This window comes from Streptomyces odontomachicola (assembly GCF_039605595.1).
Lineage (GTDB): Bacteria > Actinomycetota > Actinomycetes > Streptomycetales > Streptomycetaceae > Streptomyces.
Window position 1 is genome coordinate 1 of record NZ_JBCFOK010000030.1, and the last position, 25,920, is coordinate 25,920.

Here is a 25,920-nt window from a genome sequence, read left to right on the forward strand (position 1 = left end):
GGGTTTGGGGGGCGGGCGTTTGCTGGGGCGCGTTCGCTCTTCCCACGGGCGGGGGGGGGGGGGGTTGGTGTACGTCCCGCCCGGCCCCCGGCCGTTGAGCGTCCGTCGCCGTCCGGCGCCGCCTACTGCTGGGGCGGCGGCCAGCCGCCCTGCTGGGGAGGCTGCTGACCGGGCTGGCCCTGCTGCGGATAGCCGTAGCCGCCCTGCTGCGGGGGCTGTTGCGGCTGCTGCTGCCACTGCTGCGGCTGCTGGCCGGGGAACTGCTGGGGATACTGGCCCTGTTGGTACTGCCCCTGCTGGGCGCCCGGCATGGGCGGGGGCATCTGCGGCGGCGGGTTGTTGTTGCCCTGCCCCGTCCACAGGCCCTGCTCCTGCTGGGCGCGCGCGAAGTCCTCGGCGATCAGCGCGGAGAGGTTGAAATACGCCTCCCGCGTCTTCGGCCGCATCATGTCCAGGTCCAGCTCGGCGCCGGCCGACAGGTGCTCGTCGAAGGGGATGGTCACCACGCCGCGGCAGCGCGTCTGGAAGTGCGACACGATGTCCTCGACCTTGATCATCTTGCCGGTCTCGCGCACCCCGGAGATCACCGTGATGGCGCGCTGCACCAGGTCGCCGTAGCCGTGCGCGGAGAGCCAGTCGAGCGTGGTGCTCGCGCTGGACGCGCCGTCCACCGACGGGGTCGAGATGATGATCAACTGGTCGGCGAGGTCGAGGACCCCGCGCATCGCGGAGTACAGAAGCCCTGTACCCGAGTCGGTCAGGATGATCGGATACTGCTTGCCGAGGATGTCGATGACCTGGCGGTAGTCGTCGTCGTTGAAGGTCGTCGAGACGGCCGGGTCCACGTCGTTCGCCAGGATCTCCAGGCCGGACGAGGCCTGCGAGGTGAACCGGCGGATGTCCATGTAGCTGTTGAGATACGGGATCGCGGTGACCAGGTCGCGGATGGTCGCGCCGGTCTCGCGCCGCACCCGGCGGCCCAGCGTGCCCGCGTCCGGGTTGGCGTCGATCGCGATGACCTTGTCCTGCCGCTCGGTGGCCAGCGTGGAGCCGAGCGCCGTGGTCGTGGTCGTCTTGCCCACGCCGCCCTTGAGGCTGATCACCGCGATGCGGTAGCAGGACAGCACCGGGGTGCGGATCAGGTCCAGCTTGCGCTGTCGCTCCGCCTCCTCCTTCTTGGCGCCGAACTTGAACTTGCCGCCCAGCGCGGGATTCCCCGAGCGCGGCTTCTTCCGGTTGTTGACCAGCCGGTCCGAGGACAGCTCCACGGCCGCGGTGTAGCCGAGCGGCGAACCGCCCTGATTCTGCCGCCGCGGGTCCTCCTCGCCGGGCATCGGCCCCTGCGGCCCCTGCCCCGGATACGGCTGCTGGGGCTGGCCCGGATACGGCTGGCCCTGCGGAGGCTGCTGCTGCGGCGGGTACGGGGCCGGCGGCTGCTGTTGCTGGGGCGGCGGGGCCTGCGGGGGCTGTCCGTGCGGGGGCTGGCCTTGCTGGGGCGGCTGCTGGCCCTGCTGGGGGTAGCCGTACGCGCCCTGCTGGGGCTGCTGGGGCGGGAGCGGCTGGGCGCCCTGGCCCTGCTGCGGGTAGCCGTAACCGGCCTGCGCGGCCTGGGGGTTGGGCGCCTGCGGCTGCTGCTGCGGCGGGGTCTGGGGCGGTTGGCCCTGCGGGGGTTGGCCCTGCTGGGGCGGCTGCTGGCCCTGCTGCGGGTAGCCGTAGCCGCCGCCCTGCTGGCCCTGCTGCTGCGGCGGCAGGGGCTGGGGGCCCTGCGCCGCGGGCGGGGGCGTCGGGGTCGCGGACTGCTGCGGGGGCGCGGGGGCGAAATTCGGGGGGAGCGGCGGGAGTTCGCCGGAACCGCCCTGGCCGCCGTCGTCCGCCGGGGCAGCCGGCCACGGGTCACCGCTCTGCGGGGCCGACGCCGCGGCGGGGCGCTCCCCGGCCTCGTGCGGGCCCTCCTTGGACATGCCGCCCGCGAACGGCGGAACGTCCTCGGCGCCGGAGCCCTGCTCCTCCTCCTGCTCGCGCTTGCGCTCGGCGGCGATCTCCGCCAGCTCGCGCCGCAGGGAGGCCGCGGAGAACTTGATCGTCGCGCCGTCCTCCAGATCCCCGGCGCCGTCGTCGTCCTGGTCCTGGTCGTCGGCGGGGGTCGAGTGCGAGTCCGGGGTCGAGGCCGAAGTCGCGTCCGACGTCGAGGTCGCCGGGGCGTCGCCCTCGCCCTCGCTCTCGTCCTCGGACTCCTCGTCGGCGTCCTCCGAACGGCCCTCAGCGGACAGGAAGTTGGGGGACGCGTCGCCCTCTTCGCCCTCGCGCGCGTCCTCGCCCATCACGTCACCGGTGCCGTCGGTGTCGGTGACGGCGTCATCGGCGGGGGAGTCGACGTCGGCGCCGGGGGCGTCAGCGTCCGCCGCGTACGGCTCACGCTCGCCAGTCTCGCCGGTCTCGCCGGCGCCCTCGGCCTCGTTCCTGCCCTCGGCGCTCGGCTTATCCCCGTACCACGAGGGCGCGGACGGCGTGCCCAGCGAGGGGAAGGACGGGGTCGAGGGGGAGGCGGAGAAGCCCGAGCCGTCGGAGGCCGCGGTGGACGCCGTGTCCTCCGCGCGGCCGTGCTCCTCGCCCACCGGGGCACCGCTCGCGGCGTCCCGGTCGTCGCCGGGCGCGGAGGGCTGCGGCAGTGCGAAGTCGCCGTGCGCGTCCTCCTCCGTACGACCGCTCTGCTGCGGGTCGCTCTGCGCGGGGGTGTCCTGTGCCGGGTCGCTCTGAGCAGGGGTGCCGGGCAGCGGGGACGGGGCCTGGGGCGCCGGGGGCGGCGGATAGGAGGGGCCGCCCGATGTGCCCTGAGTGCCCGGGTTGTTCGCATCCTGGGTGTACCAGGCGGGAGGCGTGTAGTCGATGGTGAACTGGCCCGTGGATTCCGTCTCGTGCTCGGAGTCCCCCTCCGCATCGAGCCGATCGGTGCCGGGCACCAGTCCGCTCACGCGGATGTCATCCCGATCGCTGCTCACACTGCCTCCTGCTGCTGTGGTCATGCACCCCGACTTGCTGCGCGGCTGCCAGCCTAATCATCGCAACTCCGGGCTCGGCGGTTCGGCCCTGTCCCGCCGTCGGAGACGGAACCGCCCCAACCGACTCAAGCAGCCCAAGGTCTCAAACCAGTCTCGGAACCGGGCGGCGGGCCGGTCAACTCTCTCTGCCCCCACTTATCCCGGATTCCGGCGGCCCCTGACCCCTAGGTGCCCGGCCGGCCGACCCTCGCTCCGTACGCCGTCCGCTCCACCAAATGCCGCCCCGCGAAAGGGAGTTGACGGCTCGGGGCGCGTCCCTCGTACGTGCGGTCCCGGCTCTCAGTCCAGCCGTCGCGCCGGACCCAGCAGGCCCGACTCCGCGTCCGTGGGCTGGGTCACGGTGTACTGCCGCTCCCGGCCGTTGCACCACAGCGTCACGCCGTCGCCCAGCGTGGAGAGGGTGTCCACGTCCTGCTGCGGGAGCTGCATGATGCGGCCGATCTGCCGCGCCTCGTCGGGGGAGACCCGCTGGATGCCCGCGAGGGCCGAGTTGCGCAGCAGCCGCGGGGCCACCGGGCTCAGATACGGCAGCAGTGTCAGCACCGACTGCCAGGCGGACGAGGCGACCCGGCCGCGCGGCGGCCGCATGCCGCAGTCCCTGATGACCAGCACCGGGCTGCCGACGGTCGGGCCCATGGGCGGCACGCGGCCGACGTCGTGCAGTGAAATGCACTCCTGACCGGCGCCCGCGGCCTGCGCGAGATTGGTCCAGTGCTGCGAGCGGCCCGTCTCCACCGCCACGCGCGCGCCCGTGCCCGCGGTGCGCAGCGCCAGCGCCTGCGCCGTCCACAGGCCGCCGATCAGCACGACGTCGTACGGCACGGGGTGGTGGAAGCCGACCATCTGCGGGCGGCCCTCGGCGTCGTTGCCCACCACCACGCCGTCGTCGCCGACCGGCATGGACAGCGCGCTCAGGTGGTCGGCGGGCAGCGAGTGCCCCGCGCGGCGCGGGCCGCGCAGCCCCTGCATCAGGCTCGTGCCGTTCGCCATTCAGCGCACCCCTCCCATGGGCAGCGTCGCGAGGGTGCCGGGCAGCTGCTCGCGGTCCAGGCGCACCAGGCCGACCTTGGCCGAGCGCGCGGCCTTCTCCACGTGCTTGCGCGCGTTGCCCAGCTCGGCGTCCGAACCGCCGGTCACCCGCACGTGCCCGTGCACCGAAACGGCCTGGCGGCGGGTGCCACGGCCGACGGTGAGGCTGAACGTGGTGGTCAGCGCGGGAACCGAGGTGAGCTGCGAGACCAGCCGCGGCAGCGGGGTCGCCGCCCTGCCCAGCTCCGGCCAGCGGCCCACGGCGTAACTGGTGTGCCAGCGGTCGTCGCAGCGCCAGGCGCGCGAGGTCTCCTGGGTGCGGCGGCTCGGCGGCGCGTCCGGCTGGCTCGCGCGGGCCGTCGCCATCGGATTCACGCAGGCGGAGGTGGCGACCGCGGAGATCAGCTCCTCCTCGTTCAGCACCGTGGCGCGGAAGCCGGAGCCCGTTATGCGGCTGGCCAACTGGTCGGCGGCGCGCACCAGACAGCGCTGTGCGCCCTCGAGTCCGCCGCCGCGCGCCTTGACGGCCTCCTGGCACAGCTCCGGGTCGAGCTTCAGCGCGACCCAGGTCAGCCGCAGCGCGGGCGAGCCGGTCTGCTCCTGGAGCGGCGCATAGCTGCGGCGGGCCACCGACTGCTCGGGCAGGTGCGTTGCAGGAGCGGGCTGCACGTGCTGCACGAGCTGCGCCGACTCCAGGACGATGCCGTCCACTTCGAGGGCCTCGCGGAGCAGCCCGAGCGGCAGCGCGCGGGCGCCGAAGGCGGGCCGCAGCACGCTCACGCCCGCCTCGACCCGCACCACGGCGGTGAGGAAGCTGCCGTCGCCGATCATGCCGACGGTGCGCCTGTCACGGTCGAGGAACGCGTACGAACGCAGGCCCGGCACGCACTCGGCGGCCGGCGCGAGGCTCGCGTCCACCCGCTCCGTCACCGGCTGAGCGGCGAGTCTGCGGCGCGCGCGGAGCGCCAGCACGGTGGACAGCCAGTCGCGGAGGGAGCGCTGATGCCGCCGCATCACGGCGAACAGGATCAGCGCGACGGCCACCACCGCGGCGGGCACGAGCAGGAGTCGGTGTATCGCGGCGGCCACGGCCAGCACCGCGAGCGCCAGCTCGATGAGCACGAGCTGCTGGAGCTGGAACGGCCCGATGCGGGTGGTCAGCGACTCGGTGCGGAGCACGGTCGTGGCGGGCGTGCGCGGCTGCGGCGCCGCGACTGCCGCCGCGCTCTCCGAACCGCCCGCCCGGCGGCCCCGTGAGCGGGCCGCGGAACCCCGGGCGCGCGTGGCAGTTCCCATCGCCGCAAAGCCCCCTCATGTCCGAATTCACCCCTCTCGCCAGGGGTGTTGGCCGGTCGATCACCCTACCGGAGCGGCGGAAGAGGATCGTCTACCGGCATAGTAGGGGGCCGGTCCGACAGCCGCACCGAATCCGGTGTCAGGCTGCGCGCACCAGAGAACGGGACAGCGGGGAGAGGCACTTCACTGATGGCATCACGGCGGGACGAGCTCAACGCTTACACCTTCGCGAAGAAGCGGCTGGTCGCGCAGTTCCTCCAGCCGTCTCCCTCAGGCACGGAGGAGGGCGCGCCCCGCCCGCTGCGCGCCGTGGTGCCGGGCGCGGTGATCGGGGTCGTGATCATGGCGGGGTTCGGGGCGTGGGGGATGTTCCAGCCGTCGGCGCCGAAGGGCTGGGACGAGGCGAAGGCCCAAGTGCTGATCGGCAGCAAGTCCACGACCCGTTACGTGGTGTTGATGACGGACGGCAAGAAGCAGCTCCACCCCGTGCTCAACTACGCCTCCGCACGCCTGCTGCTCGACGAGCAGAACGGCGAGAAGATCACCAAGGTCGACGAGAAGGTCCTCGACAGCGGCAAGGTCCCGCACGGCGCCACCCTCGGCATCCCGTACGCCCCCGACCGCCTGCCGGACGAGAAGCAGGCGAGCGCCCCGAAGCGCTGGGCTGTGTGCGAGAAGGCGGGCCAGGGCGGCCGCTCCTCGCAGAAGGCGGCGTTCGTCTTCGGGGAACGCGAGATGAAGAAGGTCGAGGGCCCCAACAAGCTGCGCGGCGGCCAGCTTTCGTACGTGCAGAGCACGGACAACACGCAGTACATCGTCGACGGCAAGGGCACGAAGTACCCGCTCGCCGAGGACCCCGACCTGGTGCGCTCCCTGGCGGGCGACAACGAGCCGCAGCGCGTCTCCCAGCAGTGGCTCAACACCCTGCACACCGGCGAGGAGATCCGCTTCCCCGACGTGTCCGGCACCACCGGGGCGCAGTCGAGCGCCCAGGGCACCACGCCCGACGGACAGCGCCTGAAGGTCGGCATGGTGCTGCAGGCCAGGAACGGCAGCTACATGCAGAAGTACGTGGTGACCCAGAACTCGGTCATGCCGGTCACGGACTTCATGGCCCAGCTGCTCCTCGACCGCCCTCAGGCCGTCAAGCTCGGCCAGGGGTCCAAGGCGACGGACGTCTCGCTGTCCGCGATCCACCCGACGCCGGAGTGGTTCGGCGGCAACGTGTTCCGTACGAAGTGGCCGCAGAAGAGCCCGTACGTGGTCAACTCCGCCTCCCCGAACTCCGGCCGCAACACCACCTGCAACGTGCTGCGCCACGTGGACGGCAAGGGCAACACCACGCTCAGCACGTGGGTGGGCAAGAGCTACCCCGCGACGCTGCCTGCGGGCTCGACCAGCGCGTACGTCACGCCCGGCTCGGGACAGCTCTTCCGGCAGATCCAGGGCACCGACACCAAGAGCGGGGGGGTCTTCCTGACGACCGACAACGGGCTGCGGTACGCGATGCAGTCCAACAGCGACGCGACGGGCGAGGACGCGGGCATCGGCTCGGGCGGCGACGAGAAGGCGAAGAAGCAGCAGGCGCAGGAGGGACAGCAGGCGCAGATCCGGCTCGGCTACAAGGGCGTGAAGCCCGCGCCGATCCCCTACACCTGGGCGCAGTACCTGCCGACCGGGCCGCGCATGTCGACGGCCGACGCCAGGCAGCCGCAGGGCTCCTGAATCTCCGGGGGAGGACACCACCATGGACCGCTTCACCCGGCGTACGAGGGTGCACAAGGGACTCGCGCTCGTCGCCGCCACGGCGATGTCGGCCACGGGGCTCACCCTCGTACAGGCACCGCCCGCCGCCGCCGACGGCACCGGCCAGTGCACCTTTCCCTCGAAGCCGTACAAGGGCCGCCCGTGGTCCCTGCAGCGGCTGATGTTCGACCAGCTCTGGAAGGACACGAAGGGGAAGAGGGTGACGGACGGCCGGAGCGTCAAGGTCGCCGTCATCGACACCGGAGTCGACGTCAAGAACCCGCAGTTGAAGAGCGCGGTCGAGTCGGGCAGCGGGCTGAACGTGCTGCCGAAGAAGCCGAAGAAGGACAAGTACGGCGAGGCGGCGCCGCGCGGCAAGGACGACGGCACCTCGGACGCGGTCGGCCACGGCACCAAGGTCGCGGGCATCATCGCAGCCCGCCCTTCCAGCAAGACCGGCTTCGTCGGCATCGCGCCCGACGCGAAGATCATCCCCATCATCCAGAACGACGCCAACGGGAGCGGCGACGCGGGAAGCCTCGCGAAGTCCATCGACCACGCGGTCGCCAAGGGCGCCGACGTCATCAACATCTCGCAGGACACGGCGCAGGCGATGAAGCCCACGTCGTCGCTGGCCGTGTCGGTGCGGGACGCGGTCAAGGCCGGCAAGGTGGTGGTCGCCTCGGCCGGCAACGACGGCCTCGGCGGCAAGGTGAAGGAGACTTACCCGGCGGCCTTCCCGGACGTCCTCGCCGTCGCAGCCTCCGACCGCAACAACGAGCGCGCGCCCTTCTCCCAGTCCGGCGACTTCGTCGGCCTCGCCGCGCCGGGCGTGGACATGGTCTCCACGGTCCCCAAGGGCGGCCACTGCCCGGACAACGGCACGAGCTTCGCCGCCCCGTACGCGGCCGGAGTGGCGGCCCTCGTACGCGCCAAGCACCCGAACTGGACGCCCCAGCAGGTGGTGGCCCAGCTCGAGCAGACCGCCGAGCGCTCGATCCCCGGCAAGGACAACCGGGTGGGCTGGGGTGTGATCGACCCCGTGAAGGCCCTCACCGACGACCAGAAGCCGGTCGACCGCCCGCACCCCAGCGGCGGCGTCTCCAAGGCCCAGGCCCCGACGCCCGCCAAGGTCACCCTGGGCGAGTCCCCCCAGGACCGCCAGGAACGCCTGGCGACCTACGCCGTGGTGGGCGGCGGAGTCCTGGTAGCCATCATCTTCGGCAGCGCGCTGGTCTACCGGGACTGGAGGCGGCGTGTGGGGAGGGTCGGGGCGGAGTGAGGCGGCTTGTACTGAGGTGGCTTGTGCTGAGGTGGCTTGTACGGGGCGGTCGCGCGGCTCGCTGCGCGCGGGCGGCTCTGTGCGACCGGCTCTGTGCGAGCGGCGGCTCGTGGGTGTGCGAGGGGCGTGGGGCGCGTGAGGGCGGCGCCGGAACGCGCGCTTCCGGCGCCGTGACCTGATTCCCACAGGACCCTCACAAGTGGCGGCCAAACCCGGGCATTCGGCGCGGCGGCCGGGCCCTCGACGCCCGTACCGCCCCCGGAACGGAGTGCTCCGGCCCCTACGAGGCTTCACGGTTGAGCCCCACAGCTCTTGACATGCCCCCGCCGGGATGACCGCGCGCCGGGGGCAACTCGGGCGCCGCGCTATGCGGTTGGTGGTGTCGTACCCAGTGGCTAGAGTGTCACTAGTCGTCATGGGCCCCGCGGATGACCGGAGGAGCCCACAGCGAGCGGATGTGAAACGGGCGGAGGAACGGTCGTGGGCAACGGGGGGGCTTCCAGGAATCTGGAGCTGAGCGCGGGGGCGCTCGGCACCTTCAAGAAGAGAGTCGACGGCATTCTGCGGGACCTTGAAGAGTCCAAGGCCTCCCATTCGAAGGTGTCCCAACAGCGCCTGACCCGCGACGCGTTGGCCGCGTCGAATTCGCCTTTCGCGGAAGCCGACGGTCTCTATCACCAGTACAACCGCGTCCACCGAGAGCTGACCGAACTCTCCAAGACCCTCAAGGATCAGATCGAGGCCCTGCAGATCGCCGTGCACGGCGTGCAGGTGGGCTTCGGCAATCTCGAGGACGACGTCAAGCGGCGCTTCTGGGAGATCCAGGGCAAGACGAAGGACCGCGAGCTCGAGGCCGAGCGCCGTAAGCACGAGCACGAGACGGGCCAGAAGCACACCGCCACCGACAAGAAGGTCGAACGCTGACCCGGGGGGAGGGATCGACGATGGGTGAAGGAAACAAGGGCCAGGGCGGCGAGGGCCAGGCGAACGACTGGCGGGCCGCCCAGCAGTCGCTCGCGACTGAGCAGCGCCACGCTACGGAGCGCCGGGGGCCCCTGGGAGGCGCCACGGGTGATCCCGGCCTGGGCAAGACCAGCTTCGAGGGCCGCGAGCTCAACGAGATGATCGACCTCCTCGAGGGCGTGAAGCCGCACGAGCTGATGAACGTCGGCGAGGACCTCGCGGACGCGGCCAAGGCGATGCGCCGCGCGGCCACGGAACTCAAGCGCAATTCCGAACACATCGAGTGGGAGGGCGAGTCCGGCAGCGCGTTCCGCGACTGGACGAGGGGACTCGTCAAGAACACCCACAGCCTCGCCGATTTCGCCGAGGACGCCTCCACGCAGATGAAGTCGGCCGGCGACGGCCTGTCGGAGGCCAAGCGCAGCATGCCGGGCAAGGAGGGCGGCGGCTCCCGCGACGCCAAGCGCGAGGAGGCCGTCAACCAACTGACCCGCCTGCGCTCGTACTACCAGGTCTCCCACGACAACATGTCGAAGTCCCAGCCGCCGACGTTCGCGGCGATGCCGAATATCGGGATGCCGCCGGCGCCGAAGGGAGAAGACACACCGCCTTCCAGAGGCGGTGGAGGCGCTGTGGGAGGCGGGTCGGACGCGTCTTCCGGAGGCGGTGTTCCGGGATCGCCGTCCCAGCACGGCCCCAGCGGGCCTACTCCCGCACCAGGGGACGACCGTGTCGGCACCGGCTTGGACAGCGTCGCCCCGCCCGCTCCTCCGGCGGACCCGACGCCGCACAGCCCCGCCCCGGCACAGCCGAATCCCTCGGGCGGCGGCCAGCCCAACGTGCCCGGCCCCAGCATGGTTAATCCGCTCGCGCGGCAGCCGCAGGTGAAGGGGCCCACGGCCACCGGCGGCCGCACAGGCCCCAGCCCCGCGGGCCGCCCGCCCGCAGGCCAGCAGACGGGCCGCCCCGGAGCCACCGGCAAGACTCCGCCTGTCGGGCGCCCCGGCACGGCTGGGCAGAATCAGCCGGTCGGCCGCCAGGGTACGAATCAGCCTGTCGGCCGCTCGGGCACCTCGGGCCAGCCCACTGGCCGTACGGGACAGTCGCCGATGGGTCGCACGGGCGGACAAGGCCAGCAAATCGGCCGTCCCACGACCACGGGGCAGCAGGGGATGACCGGCCGCACCGCGAGCACCCCGGGTACGGCCAAGCAGGGCCCCAACGCGGTCGGCCGCAACACGGGCATCATGGGCCGCCCGACGGGTACGAGCAGCGGCGCCGGCACCCAGGGCGGCCGCTCGACGTCCGGGCCTCAGCCTGGTCGCTCGGGCCGGTCGGATGGCGTGGTGGGCGGTACGCCGAGCCGCAACAGCGGCAGCTCGCAGCAGAACAGCTCGCGTCTCCCGCGTGGCAACGTCATCGGCAACCAGCAGCCGTCGGCAGGCCAGGCACCGGGCGGCTTCAAGCCGCGCGGCAGCGTGATCGGCGCGGACTCCGCGGCGGCGAACGAGTCGGCGACGCAGCGCCCGACAGGCGCGGGCGCCGGCGGAGTGGTGGGCACCCCGCGGCCCGCCGGTACGGCATCCGGCGGTTCCGACCGCCAGTTCAGCGCGGGAGGTTCCGGCCTGGTACGCGGAAACCAGCCCCAGGACCGGGACGAGGAGCGCCAGGAGAACGAGCGTCCCGCCCACGTGACCGAAGAAGAGACGCGGACGTCGGGACGACGTCGCACGGTGCCCCCAGTAATCGAGTAGCCCCAGGTGAGTACAGCGATGACGGCAGTGAACAGCCGAGGCGAAGAGAAGACGTCCACGGGCCGGCCGCGGCGAAGAGCGCTGAGCGTTCTCGCCGCGGCGGGCGCGTGCACCGTGATCCTCACCGGTGTGGCTCCAGCCGCCGTCGCAGAGGACGCTCAGCAGAAGGAATGGCACCTCGATGCCATGCAGATGGACAAGGTCTGGGAGAAGAGCACCGGCAAGGGCGTCAAGGTCGCGGTCATCGACAGTGGGGTCAACAAGTCCACCCCGTCGCTCCGTGGGCAAGTCTTGCCGGGCAAGGACTTCTCCGGTTCGGCTGGGGGCGTGAACGACGACCCCAGTGGTCACGGCACGACGATGTCCGAATTCGTGGCAGGCACCGGTGCCTCCGGGGGGCTGAAGGGCGTTGCCCCAGGTGCCAAGGTCATCCCCTTCAAGGTCAATCTCGGCGACGTCGGGGGCGACGACCAGAAGGACAGGTTCGGCGAAGCTATCCGTGCGGCGGCGGACAGCGACGCGAAGATCATCAGCATGTCCTTCGGTGGTGCTGCGCCTTCCCCGGCCATGGAGGAAGGTCTCAAGTACGCCCAGAAAAAGGGCAAGTTGCTGTTCGCGAGTGCGGGCAACGAGGCGAAAAAGGGCAACGGGTCCCATTACCCTGCGCAGTATCCAGAGGCAATCGGGGTCGGTTCCACAAATAAGGCTGGGTCGGTCTCGGACTATTCGTCAAACGGTGCGCAGGTGGACCTCTCCGCCCCCGGCAGCGATCTCCCCGTTCACTGCGGCAAGGACCAGAAGAACTACTGCGGCGGCGACGGCGGTACGAGTGCCGCCACCGCCATCACCTCCGGCACCGCCGCCCTGCTCTGGTCCAAGCATCCCGACTGGACGGCCAATCAGGTCCTCCGCGTCATGTTCGACACCGCGGGCCGGGCGGCGAAGGACGACAAGAACGTCAGCAAGTACATCGGCCGCGGCGAGGTCCGCCCCCGTATCAACCTCGTAGAGGGCAAGGGCGAGCCCGGCGACCCGGCCATCAATCCGCTCACCGACAAGCCGGCCGGCCCGGCGGCGAAGGATTCGAAGAACCCGTCCGGTTCTTCACAGTCCGGTGCCGATTCCGAAAAGGCCGGTGCGAAGGACAAGGCGGAACTGTCAGACTCCAAGTCGGAAAGCAACAGCAGGACTTGGATCATCGGCGGTGCGGCAGCGGTTGCGATCGTTGTAGTCGGCGGTGGCGCGATTATGGCAGTCCGGAAGAAGAGGGGCTGACGGCGACTTCCACCTGCCGTCAGCAGTTCAAACAACCACAGGGGAGCACATATGTCGGGCGGCCAGAAGCTCAACGATGAACGGCTCAATCAGACGAAGCGACACATCGAAGGTGTCATCGACAGCATGGACAAGCAGGTCAAGGACCTGGAGTCCGTGCTCGAGATGCTGCGGACGCAGTGGCGTGGTGTGGGTGCCGGGCAGTTCAGCAAGGCGCAGCACGACCTCAACCAGTACCACGTCAGGCTCCAGAAGCTGATGCGCGGAGTCCGGGACGCCGTCGACAGGACGCAGAAGGGAAGCGGCGCCAACGACGACGCTGTGGCCGCGTCGATGCGCGGCATCGACCTCAACGGCGACGGGGGCGGGAACGGGCAGATCAGCGCCGGTTCTTACGGCGAAACGGGGCAGAACATGGCCCAGTACTCGAAGCTGAGTCAGATGTGATGTAGCGGCTGAACCCGCTACGCCTGAGCCGGACAAGAAGAATCAGGAGAGGAAAGTCATGTCTGACGCCAATTCACTGGGCGAAATCGCAGTAAAGTACGGCTCGCTGGAGCACGCTGCCACGACCATCGACAACTCGGCCAAGCGCCTCCGTGGCGACATCGAGGTGCTGCAGAACGAGGTCAAGGCAGTTGCCGAGTCCTGGGAAGGCGAGGCCCACAACGCTTACACCCAGATCCAGGCGAACTGGGACCGGGACGCCGATGGTCTCTTCCAGGCCCTGACCAAGATTGCCAACTTGGTGCGGCAGGCCAGCGATGACTACCGGGAGACGGACAAGAAGGGCGCTGCGTACTTCAGTCTCTGACGGCAGGTCACGATCGGCGGCGAGTGGGCGTGCGCGGGAGACGCCCACCCGCCGTCGTCGTATCACTTCAACAAGTGCCAAGTCCTCCTGTAGGCATCCTTCCGGGACCCAGCGCAACCGCAGGTAGATTGGCGGGTCTTGAGTCTGCGCTGAGAGCGGTCCGGGGGAGGTTCAGAAGGTATGCACGAGCTGCGATTCAGCACTCAGCAGAGGGTCGGTCCGTACTGGCTCGTCGGTGATCTGGTTGATGGTCCCGCAACTCTCCCAGTGGCGGAACGAGTGCAGGTGGCGAGAAACGCGGATCGTACCGTTCTCCTCACGGCGCCGTCGCAGGAACTCGCCCCGGATGGTGAGCGCAGAGGGCGTTTTCGAGCTGAGGCGGAGCAGGCGCGGCAGCTTTCCGGTGTTAGCCCGTGGCTGGAGCCGGTGACGGACGTATTCGTAGGTGACGACCACGAAACACCGGTCCGTGTATCTGCTTACACGCCCGCCATATCCCTTCCGGAAGTATTGGGAGTGCACGGCGGTCCGCTGCCGATTACCACGCTGTACGCCGTAGGCTCGCTTCTTGCTGAATCCCTATCGGCCTTGCACAGTCGGGCCTTCGCCCATGCCGGTGTCTCACCCCAGAGTGTGTTGATCACCGCTCGTGGCATTCGACTCACAGGGTTCGGCACTGTACGCGTGGCTGGTCATGACGGGCACGACCGGTCGGGGCTCGCAAGTCTGATCAACGAGTGCCTCGCGCCTGAACAGCTCACCGGGGGCCGTCCGCGTCCCCCGGGGGACGTGTTCGCTCTCGGCGCGGTTCTCGCGTACGCGGCCACGGGGCATTTGACGCCGGAGAGCAGTGAACTTCCCGCGGAACTGCGCAGCGTCATCAAGGCATGCCTCCGCCGCGACCCCGCTCATCGCCCCTCTGCCTCCGAAGTCCTGGACGAACTGACGCGGGGCGGCCTGGCGGGCGGCTCCAGAACGGTTCCGAGTCAGGGAAGTACAGCCGTTCCGCAGCCTTCCCAACGTTCGGCGACGGCATTGGACTCGTCCGTCAGCAGGGCCGCCGGCCTGCTGACACCCGGCTGGCTGCCCAGGAAGACGAGTGCAGCCCTCGCAGCGCAGGCTCGAGCGGTGCTGGCAGCGGAGACGAGCCCGGAAATGCTGCCGGACACCGAAACAGAACCCGAAGGCATCGGAGCGACAGGGGCCGTAGACGAGCAGGCAACCGTTCCTCCGCAGCGGGGCGGAGCCGCAGGCGGGCTCGCGACGACGGCTACCACCACCGTCTCCGCCGCCGTGACCCGAATCGTGGACACGGCGTCACGTCGACGGGTACTGACCGCGGCCACGGGCGGAACGCTGGGTCTCGCCATCGGGGCCGGCGCGACGTGGGCGGCCACTGCGGAGGAGCCGCCCGCACCGACACCCGCCGAGCGCCTGGCAGCGGCACGGCCGTCGCGTAAACGCGTTCCGGGTACGGCACCGTCGCCTTCCTGGCGTTACGAAATACCGGGCGGAGCACCGCGTTTCGCGCCCCTCATCCCTACAAGAGAGATCGTCGTCGCAGCGAACGGCGCGGGCGTTCACGGAGTGGATCTCAGAAGCGGAAAGCGTGTATGGCACGCATCGTCGGTACGTGCCACGGGGCACCCTCAGAGCATCGCGAACGGTCTTGTCCTCATTCCCGGCCAGGACCTGATGGCGCTTGATCCGCGCGATGGCGCGGTTCGTTGGCGTGCACGCGATTCCAGACGGTATGCCCACGAACGGATCGTCTCCCTGCTCGCTGTGCGCCAGTCCGTCGTGTGGTTCGCCGTACGAAACTCCCGCGCTCAGTCATCGAAGGACGCACTGACGGCCATTGCCTACGACGTAGCCAAGAAGCACGAATTGTGGCGGGAAGAGGTTCCGGACGGCTTTACGGAGGGGCACCTGGTCGGGGACAACCTTGTACTGACCACCCCCACGAGTGCTGAAGTGGCGGGTGCTTCGGGCGACACAAGGCCCCTTGTGGCGCTGAACTGCCGTACGGGCGCGAAGCGTTGGGACAAGCAATTCCAGGGAGTGGCGAAGGGCCAATGGGTCGAGGCATCCGGTCATGGCTGGCTGGTCGTCGCCGACGGGGCCCGGCTCAAGGGTTATGAAGTCGCGGGCAGCAGCGCGCCGCGATGGAGTGTGAAGAGCAAGGGCAAGCGAGAGAAGGAACGTCCGCTCTTCGGGCCTCCGGTCATCCACGAGAGCACCGTTTTCGCCACCGACCTGATGGGGGCTCCGCACGCCGTTGACCTGAAGACCGGGAGGGTCAAGTGGCAGAGCGAGGCCGAGCGTCAGGGCGGCTGGTTTCCGGACGACCCCAGGCCCGAGACGTTCGTGAGCCCGGGTGGCCGGCTGGTCTTCTCGGCCGATGTGTCCGCGGTCGCCGCACATGATGCCCGGGGAGGAAGCCTGCTCTGGCGCTTCGTGGATCTGCCGGACCGGAAGCGGCCGGCGAAGGGCAGGAGGCGTGTAGCACTGACGGATACCACAGCGGTGGTACAGAGCCAGGACTGCCTTTACGCACTGCCGTTGGACTGAGACGCCACCACACCTTGCTCTTTAGGTTTCGGGTAATGGAGAGATTCTGATGTCGGCGCCACACGCGACGGAGAGCCTGCCGGCGATGGGCCGGTACCACCTTCTGGCGGAGGTGGGAGCGGGCGCCGACGGCATGCGCCAAGCAGTGGGCCAGCGCAACGACCACGACCGTCCGGTGCTTCTCATGTTTCCGGAGCCGGCGTTGGCCGGCGACTCCGCGTACCGGATGCGGTTCTGGGCTGAGGCAAACAACTCGCGTCGGCTCACCGGGCGACGTGTAGCTCCGGTCATCGACATCTCACCCCCCGAGGCCCAGCAGCCTTGGGTGGCCTATGACAGCTTTCCGGCGCTGCCATTGAGATCGGCTATATCGGACTTCCCCGAGGGCATGCCGGAACCGACTGCTCTCGAACTGGCGGCGGCACTTGCCGAGGCCCTGTTGGGAATTCACACTCACGGTCTCGTGCACGCCGGTTTGGACGCGGCGACGCTCCTGCTTACGCCGACCGGCCCGCAGGTGACCGGTTACGGACTTCAGCGTGCCGCCGTGCCAGTCGGCGGAGCGGCTGCTCCCATATCCACAGCAGCCCTTCATGCGGGGCTTCCGCCCGAACACACGACGGACCACGTCGGCTTTCAACCGCCAGGCGATATCTACATGTTGGGCGCTGTCGTGGCTTATGCAGCCACTGGAGTCGCTGTCACATCGGCAGCGCAGCTTCCCGCCTCACTCTCCATCCGTGACGTACTGGCCGAGTGCATGGCCGCAGATCCGGGGGCCCGCCCGCGAGCCGACGTCCTGCTTCGTCAGCTGCAGGACCGCGGAGCAACGGGGCATTTCCACGTGTTGGAGCCTGTGGCATCAGCGTTGCAGGAGCAGCGGGAGGCGCATCAATCTACTGCTGCGGCCCAACGGGTGTTGAGTCCTTCTCTTGGAGAAGGGGTCGATGAGACCGGTGTTCCGTTGTCTGCAGCGCCGGACCGGCGGGAACTCGGGAGACGGAATCTGCTCCGCGGGGCCGCAGCCGGCGCCGCGGGACTCGCTCTCGGAGGCGGCGCGGTAGGCGCTTGGCGCCTGATGGGCTCAAACGGCGAGGACAAGCGTCGCCAACTGTCGGTGTCAGGTACGGCACCGTCCCCCCTCTGGTATTACGAGGCTCAGGGAGAGGAGCTCGGCGACTCCCTGCTGCTCTCCGCCGAACGTCTGATGTTGTTTTCGAGCACTGACGGCACGGTGGCCGTCGACCTCCGTGACGGGCGACAGGTCTGGTCCCGCGACGACGTCCTCTCGGATATCGCGCCTTTGAGCGTGGGGTCCATGGGGGTTCTGTTCTCCGACACCGAGAAGCTGCAAGTGGTGTCTCCTCGGACGGGCAGCGTCAACTTTTCGCTGGACAAGTATGGTTCGGGAAAACCGGTGAACTTCTCGTCTCCTCTGGCGACTCGGCAGAGTACCCTGTGGTTCTCCGCCGAGAATCTGGAAGCCTCTGATGAGGACCGGCAGTACATGGTGATCGCCTACGACTTCAAGAAACGCAAGGAGTTGTGGCGGCAGTATGTGCCAAAAGACTATGCGCGGGATTCGTTCAGCACCGAGGAAGACTCAGCTCCGTCGCTGGTGAAAGGAAAAGAGCTGCTCATTCCGAACAGCGGCCTTCTGGCTGAGAGCGACTGGCTCTCCTATCTCTCCCTTGACGTGCGTACTGGGCGCAAGCTCTGGACACGGGGATACAAGGGGGTCGACAGTTCGAGCGCATTGGTGTGCAGTTCCGTGGGTGACGGGATCGTCATCGCGGGAGTGGACAAGAGCCTCAAGGCGTACGGTTTGAAGAGCGGATCGGAGCGCTGGAGCTTCCCCCTGGGAGGAATGGCGGACGAAGAAGTGGTGTGGCACGGAAAAACCGGCTACGCGTCCAGCGGGAAATCCGGAATCTATGGGCTGGACCTCCGTAATGGGCGAAAAATGTGGCATCAGAACCCGTTCACCGTAGCGGACAAACTGGCTCTCGGGGAGTTGGCGTTGAGCGGCTCGGGGCAGACGTTGTTCTACTCTGCTGAATCAGAGATCGGGGCCATGTCGGCCAAGGACGGGACGCCGCAATGGCGCATGGCGACGGTGGGCGCGGGTTGGCAGTCGGGGGAATCCGGAAAGGTGATCGCTGCCACGACCGGAATGACGCTGGTGGCCGGTAACACCACCCTCTACGCACTTCCTGTGGACTGATGAGTATGGTTTCTCCACTGGCGTATCACGACCCGCACAAGCTCGGAACGTTCCGCCTCTTGGCACGCCTGGGAAGCGGCGGCATGGGGACCGTCTACCTAGGAAGGTCTCCAGGGGGCCGGACCGTGGCCATCAAGACGATGCACGCCGAGGTGGCGGCCTCCACTGAATACCGGACGCGTTTCCGGCTGGAAGTTGACGCAGCGCGCGTCATCGGTGGTGAGCACGGCGCACATGTCGTAGATGCCGATCCTCTGGGTGACATTCCATGGTTGGCCACGGAGTATGTGCTGGGACCGCAACTCGATGACGCAGTGGCACTGTGCGGCCCCTTGCCCGAGGCAGCCGTACGCAGGCTGGGGGCTGCCCTTTGTGACGCCTTGGAGCAGCTTCACGAGTCAGGCGTGGTGCACCGGGATCTCAAACCGTCGAACATTCTGATAACCGCTGAGGGGCCGAAGGTCATCGACTTCGGTATCGCGCGGGCCGTCGGCGACGACCGTCTTACGCGTACCGGCCTGGCAGCGGGGACGCCGGCCTTCATGTCGCCCGAGCAAGCGACCGGGCAGGAACACACGGCCGCGGGCGACGTGTTCGCGCTCGCTGGGGTGCTGGTGTTCGCTGTGACCGGGCACGGCCCCTTCGGGAGTGGGCAAGCCGCAGATTTGCTCTACCGGGTGCGTTACGGCGAGGCAGATCTGACTGGTGTACCACCCGAGTTGCTGCCCATCCTGCAGCGTTGCCTTGCGAAGGACGCCACACAGCGGCCTGCAACAGGCGAATTCGCCCACCAGTTGGGAGGCGGTTCGGAGCTGTTCGCCGATTCTCTCCCCGACGCCGTACACGCCGAAATCCTGCGACGCAGTACGGACGTGTGGGAGGTCCAGCCGTCGCGGATGCCTGCTCCGGAGCCGGACTCGGAGGAGATTCAGACTCCGCGACCGGCGACACGAGTCCTGTCGTCCCGACGGCAGGTTCTTGCGGCCGTTGGCGGGGCCGGAGTACTGGCTGCCGGAACCGTCGGTGGCGTATGGGCTTGGGGCGGAGGAGAAGATGACTCGGGAGGGCCTGTCGGTACGACAGGCGGAGGCGGTGCCCCTCAGCAGATCTGGAAGACGCATGTCCCCGGTCTCGGTCAGGTCCAGGCGGCGACGATGGGCGGCTACCTGGCGATGCTGGGGGAGTCAGGGGTTTACACGGTAGACGTCGACGACGGTACGAAAAGAGGGAGGAACAACTCCTCGGTCGTTGCGTCGAGTGCCGTGTTCGGCACTTCGCGCATCTACGCAGTTGACCCCGAGTCGGACAGCTTGTCTCGTATTGACCTCGCAACGGGAAACTTCATCGATCCGATCGTGGAAATGAAGAAGACCGGACTTCATGGTCCCCAATTGGCGGGTGCGGACAAGGGGTTCATTTTTGTCCAGGAGGCAGAAGGCCGGCGTGGCAAGAAGAAGGGGAAGAGTAGTCGTTCCTGGGTGGCAATCGATACTCGCACCGGAGAGCGCAAGTGGCATGCTCCCGTTCCCGAACTCTTGATCCCCGGCGAAAAGGTCGCCGTCTTGAACGACGCGCTGATCATTGTCAATGGGAAAGGGGTTCAGCGAGTCGACCGCGGCACGGGGAAGGTTCTTTGGACTACCGCCCTTCCCCTTCAGTCGAAGCGCGGGACCACGGTTTCAGGGGGGCGCTACGCGCACAACAGCACGCACATCTTCTTCGGCATAGGACTCACAGGTATTGTTGCGGTGCGTATGTCGAACGGCGCCATTGACTGGCAGTTCGGGGAGGGGCGAACGTTCCCCAAGAAGTATCGGAAGGAAGAATCCCGTTACGGACCTCCGGCCTACAGGGACGGCACTCTGTACAGCCGCGAGCTGGGGAACGGGGTCATCGCCTTGGACGCCAGCACTGGGAAGCTCAAGTGGGAGATGAAGTCTGCGTGGGCGGCAGAGCCTTCGGACCCCAGCATCAGTGCACCCGTAGCGGGCTCCAAGTATGTGTACTTCCCGACCAAGAAGAACCGCTGGATCACGGCTGTCGACCTGAAGGAAAGAACGGACGCGTGGGTCTTTCAGGGGCCCAACGACGACGGGGACCCTGCGCTCATTCCGCAGGCGAAGTCGGGAAGACTCGTGGCCGTCTCGGGTACCACCGCGGTCGCCTTGCCATTTGAATAAGCTTCCGCGTCAGCCGGAAGACCAGCGCATCATTCCGTACCCGCCCAGCGCTCAGGGCCCGATCACAGGAGACCAAGCATATGAACCCCCTCGGCGCCGGGGACCCCTTGCGACTCGGGCCCTACCGGCTGATCGGCGTGCTAGGGGCCGGCGGCATGGGGAAGGTTTATTTCGGGCGTGACAGCAAGGGCAGTCCTGCCGCGATCAAGGTGCTCCGGCCGGAGGTCGCGCATGACGCGGACATGTCCCGGCGCTTCGTGCGGGAGGCTCAGGCGGCGCGAGCGGTCCAGAGCTCGGGAGTGGCCCGCGTGCTGGACGCCCAGACCGAGGGCGGCCGGCCGTGGATTGCCACTGAGTTCCTGGCGGGGCCCACACTCGACGACGCGATCGAACGCTACGGCCCGATGGAGAATGCGACGGTCCGCTGCCTGGGTGCCGACGTGGCGCGCACACTGTGCGATGTACATGCGGCCGGACTGGTACATCGCGACTTGAAGCCCGCCAACATCGTGCTCACTTCCTCGGGGCCACGGATCATTGATTTCGGCATTGCCCGCCCCGAACACGGGCTGACGCTCACCTCGACCGGGCAGATACCGGTCACCCCTGGATACGGCGCACCCGAGCAGGTATTGGGGCAGCGCGTAGGGCCGGCCGGCGATGTCTTTTCGCTCGGTTCCGTGCTGGCATTCGCCGCCAGCGGGCAACGGGCCTACGCGGGAGGACACATCGCCGCGGTCCAGTACGAGGTCGTACACGGCGAGGCCAACCTTGAGAACGTGCCGTACGACCTGCGTACTCTCATCGCTCCGTGCCTTGCGAAGGATCCGGCGTACCGCCCGCGCACGGAACAGGTCGCTGAGGCGATGGCGCCGCCGCGAAAGGCCGAACGGGCTTGGCGGGAAGGCTCGTTGGGGCAGGATATTGCTGCCCGCGAGACGCATGCCAAGCGGCTTGTGTCCTTCCCCGGAGACGAAGGCCAGGCACCGCGCTTCAGCCGACGCCGCGTACTGAGCCTCGTAGGTGCGGGAGGCGCGGCGGCAGCCATGGCCGGAGCCGGAGCCTGGTGGTGGCTGGACAGCGGCGTGCCGTCTGACGAATGGCGAGCGAAACCGGTGTCTATTCCGGATTCGCAAGGCAGCCCGCCGCGTTCTCTTTGGGGGCCCATCACTTCCGCTGCGGACCCGAAGTCCCCGCCTCCGCTGCCGATTTACGACGTGGTGGTTGTCGGCGCACCAGGCGGCGGGTTGCGCGCGTACGGCGTGACCGATGGCAAGACGCGTTGGTCGAGCCCCGGATTGGCCCATGCCGCTCGCTACTTCGCCTCTACCGACGAAGTTCTTGTTGCGGCTGACGGCAAGGGGGCGCTGCATGGTCTTGACGTTCAGGATCAAGGGAAGAAGGTGTGGACCGCACGGGATGCCGACGTAAGTCTGCTGCTTGCTGCGGATGACCAATCGGCCTACTTCTTCACGCGACGAGGGCGCCTCCGTGCCCTGGACATCGATTCGCTGGAGCCCCGTTGGACCGTGCCGTCACCGGTTTCCACGTCGGAGAAGGCGCCGGTGTTGGCCGATGCGGGATCGGGGAAGCTCGTACTGAGCGGGGCCGACGGTTCCGTAGCGGCCGTTGACACGGCTACCGGCAAGCTTGCCTGGCCCGTACGGAAAAGACAGAGCAGTAAGCCGTTGCAGCCCTGCATCCATGAGGGTGCCGTGTATTTGGGCGGTAAGAGCCTGACGGCGGTGAGCCTGTCCAACGGGAAGGTCAAGTGGTCCCATCCGTCCGACGCGAGTGGCAAGTCCGAAGGCTGGACGGCGCCCGCGATTCTCGACGGAGCCCTTTACGCGGCTGACGGTGTGGAGTTGCGGCGCCGGTCCTTGGCCGATGGCAGTCAGAAGTGGACCTATCAGTTGCCGGGGGAAGCCCCGCCTTCCGATCCGCCGGCGGTCCAGGGACACAGCATCTGGATCCCTCTCGACCAGACGGGCGCGAATGGCGTGACCACGGTACGTACGGACAACGGCTTGAACGCCTGGACGTACGGGGCCGGCCCGGAAGCCAAGCTGACCATGGCGGCGGCGGACAACCGGGTCTTCATTCTGCGGGGCGGGGAACTTACCGCGATGCCGGTGTTCTAAAGCGTCCAGAGGATGGCTTCTGGCTGCGTCCTTGAGGCCGCAGCCAGAAGTCTCCGTCACCTGGGTCGGTTTCGCTTTTCCCTCTCGATCTCGTCACGCTGCGTCTCGAGGAACCGACGGGCGTTCTCCTCGAGTTCGGCGCGTTCTTCTGCGGACATTGCTTCCCACTTGCCGCGGAAGCGTTGGACTCGTTCGCCGAGGGCTTCTGCGTACGCGGGGATGCGCAGGGCCTGTCGTACGCCGACTCGGCCGGTGAGGATTTCTCGGGCCATCTCCTGGAGGGGCTCTCCGGCGCTTCCGTGGTTGAGCTGTTGCAGTTGTTTGCGGAGGGTGCGGGCTCGCGCGTGGTCGCCTTGGGTGAGGTCGGCGAATTCGTGGTCGTCGACCTCGAGGGGCTGTGCGCTGTGGTCTGTTGTCATCGTTCCGCCGTGGTGTGAGTCAGGCCGCTGGGTGGTTGTAGGGGTCGCCGGGGAGGGGGAAGTTGTGGAACGTGTCCGCGACCCCCTTGCTGGTGAGGGTGATTCCGAGCACAGTTGTTTGGGCAACGCTCTCCGCAGTGCCGATGGCCCCGGTCACATCGCCCCATAGCTTGACCATCCGAAGGATCTCGACGGCGGCGATGCCGTAGCCGACCGCTGCTCCCCATCCCGTCCAGCTGGTGAGTTCGCCTGCAGCAGCCGAAATGGCGACCACCGTTGCGGAATCTTCGATTTGGGAGAGCCCGGTAGCGGCCAACTCCGATGAGACCGAGACGGCCTGGGAAATGCTTTCGTAGGCGTTCTGCAGTGAGTCAAGCTCCGACTTGAGGCCATCGCATCGTTCGGCGATCGTCTTGAAGTAGACGAAGGCGGCGTCTGCCGCGTTGCCGTCCCAGGTGGCGTCGAGAGAACTGTTGCCGGTCGAGATGTTCTGACTCAAGTCCTGGCAGGCGGCCCCGAGCCGGCCCCATGCGGCTCCGCAGCGTGCGTAGGACTTCCAGTCCCCGGCTAAGAATTCCTGCGCCCGTTCCACTGGGTCGTAGCCGAACACCATGCCGTAGACCTCGTTGAGCCATACCCCCGGAGTGAAAGCCTCACCGGCATCATCGACCGGCTGGAAGACGTTAATGGCCTCTTCCGGCTCGTCTGGTGTGGTCAAGTGCGCTGTGGGATCAGCGACTTCGTTGAATCCCATGTCGTTACCCCGCCCCCGTCTCGCTACCGCTTGGTCCGATCAAGCGTGGAGTCGAAATTCTCTGCCACGGTGAAGTCGGTGTGCCGGTAGTACGACGCGGAACGCGTTAACTCTGCCGAAGACTTTTCGAGCACGATGCGGAGCCGCTTCAGCAGATGACTCACATCTGACAGGACGTCATCATGCTTGACGAACACTGAGAGGAATAGGCCCCGCGCTTCTTTTTCGATGACTCCGTGCTTGTTCGTGTACGCGTGCGCCGCTAGTACATGGTCGGCGGCGCGCTCGATCATTCGTGCGTAGCCTTCGAGGTCGTACGCATTGACCCTCAGTCGCATCCGGGCTCCTGCCGTTGGGATGCGGAAGATATAGCACGACCCTGACGCCTGGGTGGACCTGTGCACTCCGAGCAACGTTTCGCCAACTTCTTTTGAGCTAAAGGGAGTTCGGTTGCAACGGGGCAAGCCTCAGAAGAAACGTCTCGGGTTGCGTCAATGTGTCCATGCTGCCGTGTCCATGACATAAGAATGCCAGGTCGACGGCCATAGAGTGCGGCTCATGACTGCTCGGGACCAGGAAGAATCGCGCTTCTCTTCGTTCGCCGCTCACTTTTTCCATTTCGGGAATTTGTTCACGACGACACTTCTGGCACTGCTCTGCTGGAGGGGGGTGATCCGTAATCCCGTTTCCGAGGGTGGCGAGTTCGCTGCGTTCGCCATGACGGTCACGGCAACCCTGGCCTCAGGGGTGGCTCTGTACGGGTGGAAGTCAGGCAGGAAGAGCGTCGGCTACGCCAGCCTGGTGCTGCTGCTCGTAGCGTTCTATTTCGGCAAGCACCTCCAGTAGCGCAACCAGGTCGGCGCACCCCCGGGCGCGCCGACCCCCACACCCCTCACCCGATGTCGAACTCCCCATCCCGCGCCCCCAGCACAAACGCCTCCCACTCCGCTGCCGTGTAGCGGAGGACCGTTGAGGGGTCCTTGGAGTTGCGCATGGCTACCGCGCCGCCGGGGAGGTGGGCGATTTCCACGCGTTCGTCTTCTGGGCCGCCCGGCGCGCTCTCCCAGACCGCGTCGGAGATGTCCATCGCGTACAGCTCGTCCTTCTCCTGCTGCGTGCCCATCCGGGGTGGCTCCTCTCGGTGTCAGCGGCGCCGAAGTCCCGTACGCCGCACGGCCGGTGGTCAGATTACTCGGTGGTCGCAGGCGCGGGGTTCATCAGTTCGGGGGATCAGGGGAGTCGTAGATCCGCGCAGCCGTGCTCCTCGGCCGCCCCCTTCGCGAAGGCCCGCAAGGCCGCGCTCTCGAAGGGGCGGGACGGACGGGGTGCCCCGGAATCGCGCGCGGACGAGTCGTACACGTCGTGGATCAGGAACAGTGCTCGCTCCTTTTCGCCCGGGCACTGCGCGCTGCCCCAAGCCATGTGGCTGTCCGAGCGGCCCCTGCCCGCGGGGGAGTGGAGGTTCGCCCATCCGTCGCTCGCCTCGCGGCGGAGGGTCTCCGCGTACGGGGTGTAGAGGGCGGACAGGCGGTAGGCGGGCGTGAACTCGCCCTTGGGGGAGAGGAAGCAGTCCACGGCAGGGGCCCTGCCGGCAAAAGCCGGGGGCCCCGAGGACTCCCGCGCCATTGGAGCCCCCACCTTCGCCGCGCGGCCGGCGAGAGGGCGCAGGGCGGCGCACGTTCCCCGGGCCGACGACACCTTGCGGGGCGAGGCCGAGAGAGCGAAGGGGTCCGCCGGGGCCTTCGTGATGCGGGTCCCCCGCGCGGTGTCGCAGCCGTACTTGTCCGCTGCCCGCATGCCGGACGACGAGACCAAGCGGGCGAAGCCGGTGCGCGCCCGTTCCGCCGCCTCGCCGTCCTCGCGTACGAGGAGGCCGCTTACCAGCAGGTTCCGCTGCGACCTCGCGCAGGGGAAGGTGAGCGAGACGCGCAGCATTCCCTCGTCCTGGCTGCTCACGCCGGGCCAGCCGTGACCGAGCGGGGCCACGGGGTGCTCGGTCGTCGAGGTGTCGGTCCTGTCGGGGAGCAGGAACCGGGCCTCGTCATCCACCCCAGCGTCCAACTCCCCGCCCACCCACCGCACATCGAGGTCGAAACGCCCCTCGGCGCCGTCGGCGGTGGACTGCACATGACAACCAGCGAGCCCTCCAGAGCCCGAACGGTCCTCGGCCTTCGCCCGCCCGCCAGCGCCCAGCGCACCGTCCAACTCCCCTTGCGCCAACACCCCTTCGCACGCGCCGTCCAGCGAGAAGGAATCCCGCACCCGGTCGTACACCCCGGTCCCGTACAGCACGGCGGCGAGAATGCCGAAGCAGCACAGGCCGACCAGAACGATGCGGCCCGCACTTCTCCGGCGGGCGATTTCAGGTGTGGCCATGGCGCGGAAACTCCATTTTCCAGAGGGGAAAAGACAC

At 68.2% G+C, this 25,920-nt stretch carries 21 protein-coding genes; 13 read left to right on the plus strand and 8 right to left on the minus strand.

The window, feature by feature from the left end; genetic code table 11:
* Positions 1-122 precede the first annotated feature (122 nt).
* The 3 genes from ABEE00_RS34435 to eccE all read right to left on the minus strand — a co-directional run bounded on the left by ABEE00_RS34435 (position 123) and on the right by eccE (position 5,384).
* Positions 123-2,999 carry an SCO5717 family growth-regulating ATPase gene (locus ABEE00_RS34435; protein WP_345749743.1) on the minus strand — a complete coding sequence of 959 codons (2,877 nt, stop codon included), beginning with the start codon at positions 2,997-2,999 and terminating at the stop codon, positions 123-125.
* Positions 3,000-3,338: 339 nt separating this feature from the next.
* Positions 3,339-4,049, minus strand: a complete 711-nt coding sequence (locus ABEE00_RS34440) for a hypothetical protein (protein WP_345749744.1) — start codon at positions 4,047-4,049, stop codon at positions 3,339-3,341.
* A complete protein-coding gene (gene eccE, locus ABEE00_RS34445; RefSeq protein WP_345749745.1) occupies positions 4,050-5,384 on the minus strand; it encodes a type VII secretion protein EccE in 1,335 nt (444 codons plus the stop codon).
* A gap of 189 nt (positions 5,385-5,573) precedes the next feature.
* Here eccE and eccB point away from each other — a divergent pair, with 189 nt between their 5' ends.
* From eccB to ABEE00_RS34480, 7 genes are all read left to right on the plus strand, one after another.
* Positions 5,574-7,109, plus strand: a complete 1,536-nt coding sequence (gene eccB / locus ABEE00_RS34450) for a type VII secretion protein EccB (RefSeq protein WP_345749746.1) — start codon at positions 5,574-5,576, stop codon at positions 7,107-7,109.
* A gap of 22 nt (positions 7,110-7,131) precedes the next feature.
* Positions 7,132-8,412: a type VII secretion-associated serine protease mycosin gene (mycP, locus tag ABEE00_RS34455; protein ID WP_345749747.1), complete on the plus strand. Its 1,281-nt coding sequence runs from the start codon at positions 7,132-7,134 to the stop codon at positions 8,410-8,412.
* Between the two features lie 480 nt (positions 8,413-8,892).
* Complete coding sequence (locus tag ABEE00_RS34460) at positions 8,893-9,336, plus strand: hypothetical protein (protein ID WP_345749748.1); 444 nt, start codon at positions 8,893-8,895, stop codon at positions 9,334-9,336.
* Positions 9,337-9,356: 20 nt separating this feature from the next.
* Positions 9,357-11,129 carry a hypothetical protein gene (locus ABEE00_RS34465; protein WP_345749749.1) on the plus strand — a complete coding sequence of 591 codons (1,773 nt, stop codon included), beginning with the start codon at positions 9,357-9,359 and terminating at the stop codon, positions 11,127-11,129.
* Between the two features lie 18 nt (positions 11,130-11,147).
* A complete protein-coding gene (locus ABEE00_RS34470) occupies positions 11,148-12,404 on the plus strand; it encodes a S8 family serine peptidase (protein WP_345749750.1) in 1,257 nt (418 codons plus the stop codon).
* Between the two features lie 51 nt (positions 12,405-12,455).
* A complete protein-coding gene (locus tag ABEE00_RS34475; RefSeq protein WP_345749751.1) occupies positions 12,456-12,851 on the plus strand; it encodes a WXG100 family type VII secretion target in 396 nt (131 codons plus the stop codon).
* A gap of 58 nt (positions 12,852-12,909) precedes the next feature.
* On the plus strand, positions 12,910-13,218 hold the full coding sequence (locus ABEE00_RS34480; RefSeq protein WP_345749752.1) for a WXG100 family type VII secretion target: 309 nt from the start codon (positions 12,910-12,912) through the stop codon (positions 13,216-13,218).
* Positions 13,219-13,389: 171 nt separating this feature from the next.
* Here ABEE00_RS34480 and ABEE00_RS34485 read toward each other — a convergent pair whose 3' ends face one another.
* Positions 13,390-13,674, minus strand: coding sequence for a hypothetical protein (locus ABEE00_RS34485; RefSeq protein ID WP_345749753.1), 285 nt, complete (start codon positions 13,672-13,674; stop codon positions 13,390-13,392).
* A 228-nt stretch (positions 13,675-13,902) separates the two neighbouring features.
* Between ABEE00_RS34485 and ABEE00_RS34490 the strand changes: the two genes are divergently transcribed.
* From ABEE00_RS34490 to ABEE00_RS34510, 5 genes are all read left to right on the plus strand, one after another.
* Positions 13,903-15,789, plus strand: a complete 1,887-nt coding sequence (locus ABEE00_RS34490) for an outer membrane protein assembly factor BamB family protein (RefSeq protein WP_345749754.1) — start codon at positions 13,903-13,905, stop codon at positions 15,787-15,789.
* 133 nt (positions 15,790-15,922) lie between these two features.
* A complete protein-coding gene (locus ABEE00_RS34495; protein ID WP_345749755.1) occupies positions 15,923-18,013 on the plus strand; it encodes an outer membrane protein assembly factor BamB family protein in 2,091 nt (696 codons plus the stop codon).
* A 5-nt stretch (positions 18,014-18,018) separates the two neighbouring features.
* Entirely contained in the window at positions 18,019-20,193 is a 2,175-nt protein-coding gene (locus ABEE00_RS34500) for a serine/threonine-protein kinase (protein WP_345749756.1), read from the plus strand.
* Positions 20,194-20,273: 80 nt separating this feature from the next.
* A complete protein-coding gene (locus ABEE00_RS34505; RefSeq protein WP_345749757.1) occupies positions 20,274-22,334 on the plus strand; it encodes a protein kinase domain-containing protein in 2,061 nt (686 codons plus the stop codon).
* A 182-nt stretch (positions 22,335-22,516) separates the two neighbouring features.
* On the plus strand, positions 22,517-22,771 hold the full coding sequence (locus tag ABEE00_RS34510; protein WP_345749758.1) for a hypothetical protein: 255 nt from the start codon (positions 22,517-22,519) through the stop codon (positions 22,769-22,771).
* 1 nt (position 22,772) lies between these two features.
* Here the strand turns inward: ABEE00_RS34510 and ABEE00_RS34515 are convergent, their stop codons facing one another.
* Both ABEE00_RS34515 and ABEE00_RS34520 read right to left on the minus strand, forming a co-directional pair.
* The gene (locus ABEE00_RS34515; protein WP_345749759.1) at positions 22,773-23,507 is read right to left on the minus strand and encodes a hypothetical protein; all 735 of its coding nucleotides are present in this window, start codon (positions 23,505-23,507) and stop codon (positions 22,773-22,775) included.
* A 23-nt stretch (positions 23,508-23,530) separates the two neighbouring features.
* Entirely contained in the window at positions 23,531-23,845 is a 315-nt protein-coding gene (locus ABEE00_RS34520) for a hypothetical protein (protein ID WP_345749760.1), read from the minus strand.
* 220 nt (positions 23,846-24,065) lie between these two features.
* Between ABEE00_RS34520 and ABEE00_RS34525 the strand changes: the two genes are divergently transcribed.
* Positions 24,066-24,353, plus strand: a complete 288-nt coding sequence (locus ABEE00_RS34525) for a hypothetical protein (protein WP_345749761.1) — start codon at positions 24,066-24,068, stop codon at positions 24,351-24,353.
* A 46-nt stretch (positions 24,354-24,399) separates the two neighbouring features.
* Here ABEE00_RS34525 and ABEE00_RS34530 read toward each other — a convergent pair whose 3' ends face one another.
* Together ABEE00_RS34530 and ABEE00_RS34535 are read right to left on the minus strand one after the other, a co-directional pair.
* Entirely contained in the window at positions 24,400-24,630 is a 231-nt protein-coding gene (locus ABEE00_RS34530) for a DUF397 domain-containing protein (RefSeq protein WP_345749762.1), read from the minus strand.
* Between the two features lie 107 nt (positions 24,631-24,737).
* A complete protein-coding gene (locus tag ABEE00_RS34535; protein ID WP_345749763.1) occupies positions 24,738-25,883 on the minus strand; it encodes a hypothetical protein in 1,146 nt (381 codons plus the stop codon).
* Between the last annotated feature and the right edge of the window lie 37 nt (positions 25,884-25,920).

Bases quoted from the DNA above. Each gene is read 5' to 3' on its own strand.
- ABEE00_RS34535 (WP_345749763.1), bottom strand. From the start codon at position 25,883: ATGGCCACACCTGAAATCGCCCGCCGGAGAAGTGCGGGCCGCATCGTT.
- ABEE00_RS34470 (WP_345749750.1), top strand. From the start codon at position 11,148: ATGACGGCAGTGAACAGCCGAGGCGAAGAGAAGACGTCCACGGGCCGG.
- ABEE00_RS34525 (WP_345749761.1), top strand. From the start codon at position 24,066: ATGACTGCTCGGGACCAGGAAGAATCGCGCTTCTCTTCGTTCGCCGCT.
- ABEE00_RS34495 (WP_345749755.1), top strand. From the start codon at position 15,923: ATGCGCCAAGCAGTGGGCCAGCGCAACGACCACGACCGTCCGGTGCTT.
- ABEE00_RS34440 (WP_345749744.1), bottom strand. From the start codon at position 4,049: ATGGCGAACGGCACGAGCCTGATGCAGGGGCTGCGCGGCCCGCGCCGC.
- ABEE00_RS34505 (WP_345749757.1), top strand. From the start codon at position 20,274: ATGAACCCCCTCGGCGCCGGGGACCCCTTGCGACTCGGGCCCTACCGG.
- eccE (WP_345749745.1), bottom strand. From the start codon at position 5,384: ATGGGAACTGCCACGCGCGCCCGGGGTTCCGCGGCCCGCTCACGGGGC.
- ABEE00_RS34465 (WP_345749749.1), top strand. From the start codon at position 9,357: ATGGGTGAAGGAAACAAGGGCCAGGGCGGCGAGGGCCAGGCGAACGAC.
- ABEE00_RS34500 (WP_345749756.1), top strand. From the start codon at position 18,019: ATGGTTTCTCCACTGGCGTATCACGACCCGCACAAGCTCGGAACGTTC.
- ABEE00_RS34515 (WP_345749759.1), bottom strand. From the start codon at position 23,507: ATGGGATTCAACGAAGTCGCTGATCCCACAGCGCACTTGACCACACCA.
- mycP (WP_345749747.1), top strand. From the start codon at position 7,132: ATGGACCGCTTCACCCGGCGTACGAGGGTGCACAAGGGACTCGCGCTC.
- eccB (WP_345749746.1), top strand. From the start codon at position 5,574: ATGGCATCACGGCGGGACGAGCTCAACGCTTACACCTTCGCGAAGAAG.
- ABEE00_RS34530 (WP_345749762.1), bottom strand. From the start codon at position 24,630: ATGGGCACGCAGCAGGAGAAGGACGAGCTGTACGCGATGGACATCTCC.
- ABEE00_RS34475 (WP_345749751.1), top strand. From the start codon at position 12,456: ATGTCGGGCGGCCAGAAGCTCAACGATGAACGGCTCAATCAGACGAAG.
- ABEE00_RS34480 (WP_345749752.1), top strand. From the start codon at position 12,910: ATGTCTGACGCCAATTCACTGGGCGAAATCGCAGTAAAGTACGGCTCG.
- ABEE00_RS34520 (WP_345749760.1), bottom strand. From the start codon at position 23,845: ATGCGACTGAGGGTCAATGCGTACGACCTCGAAGGCTACGCACGAATG.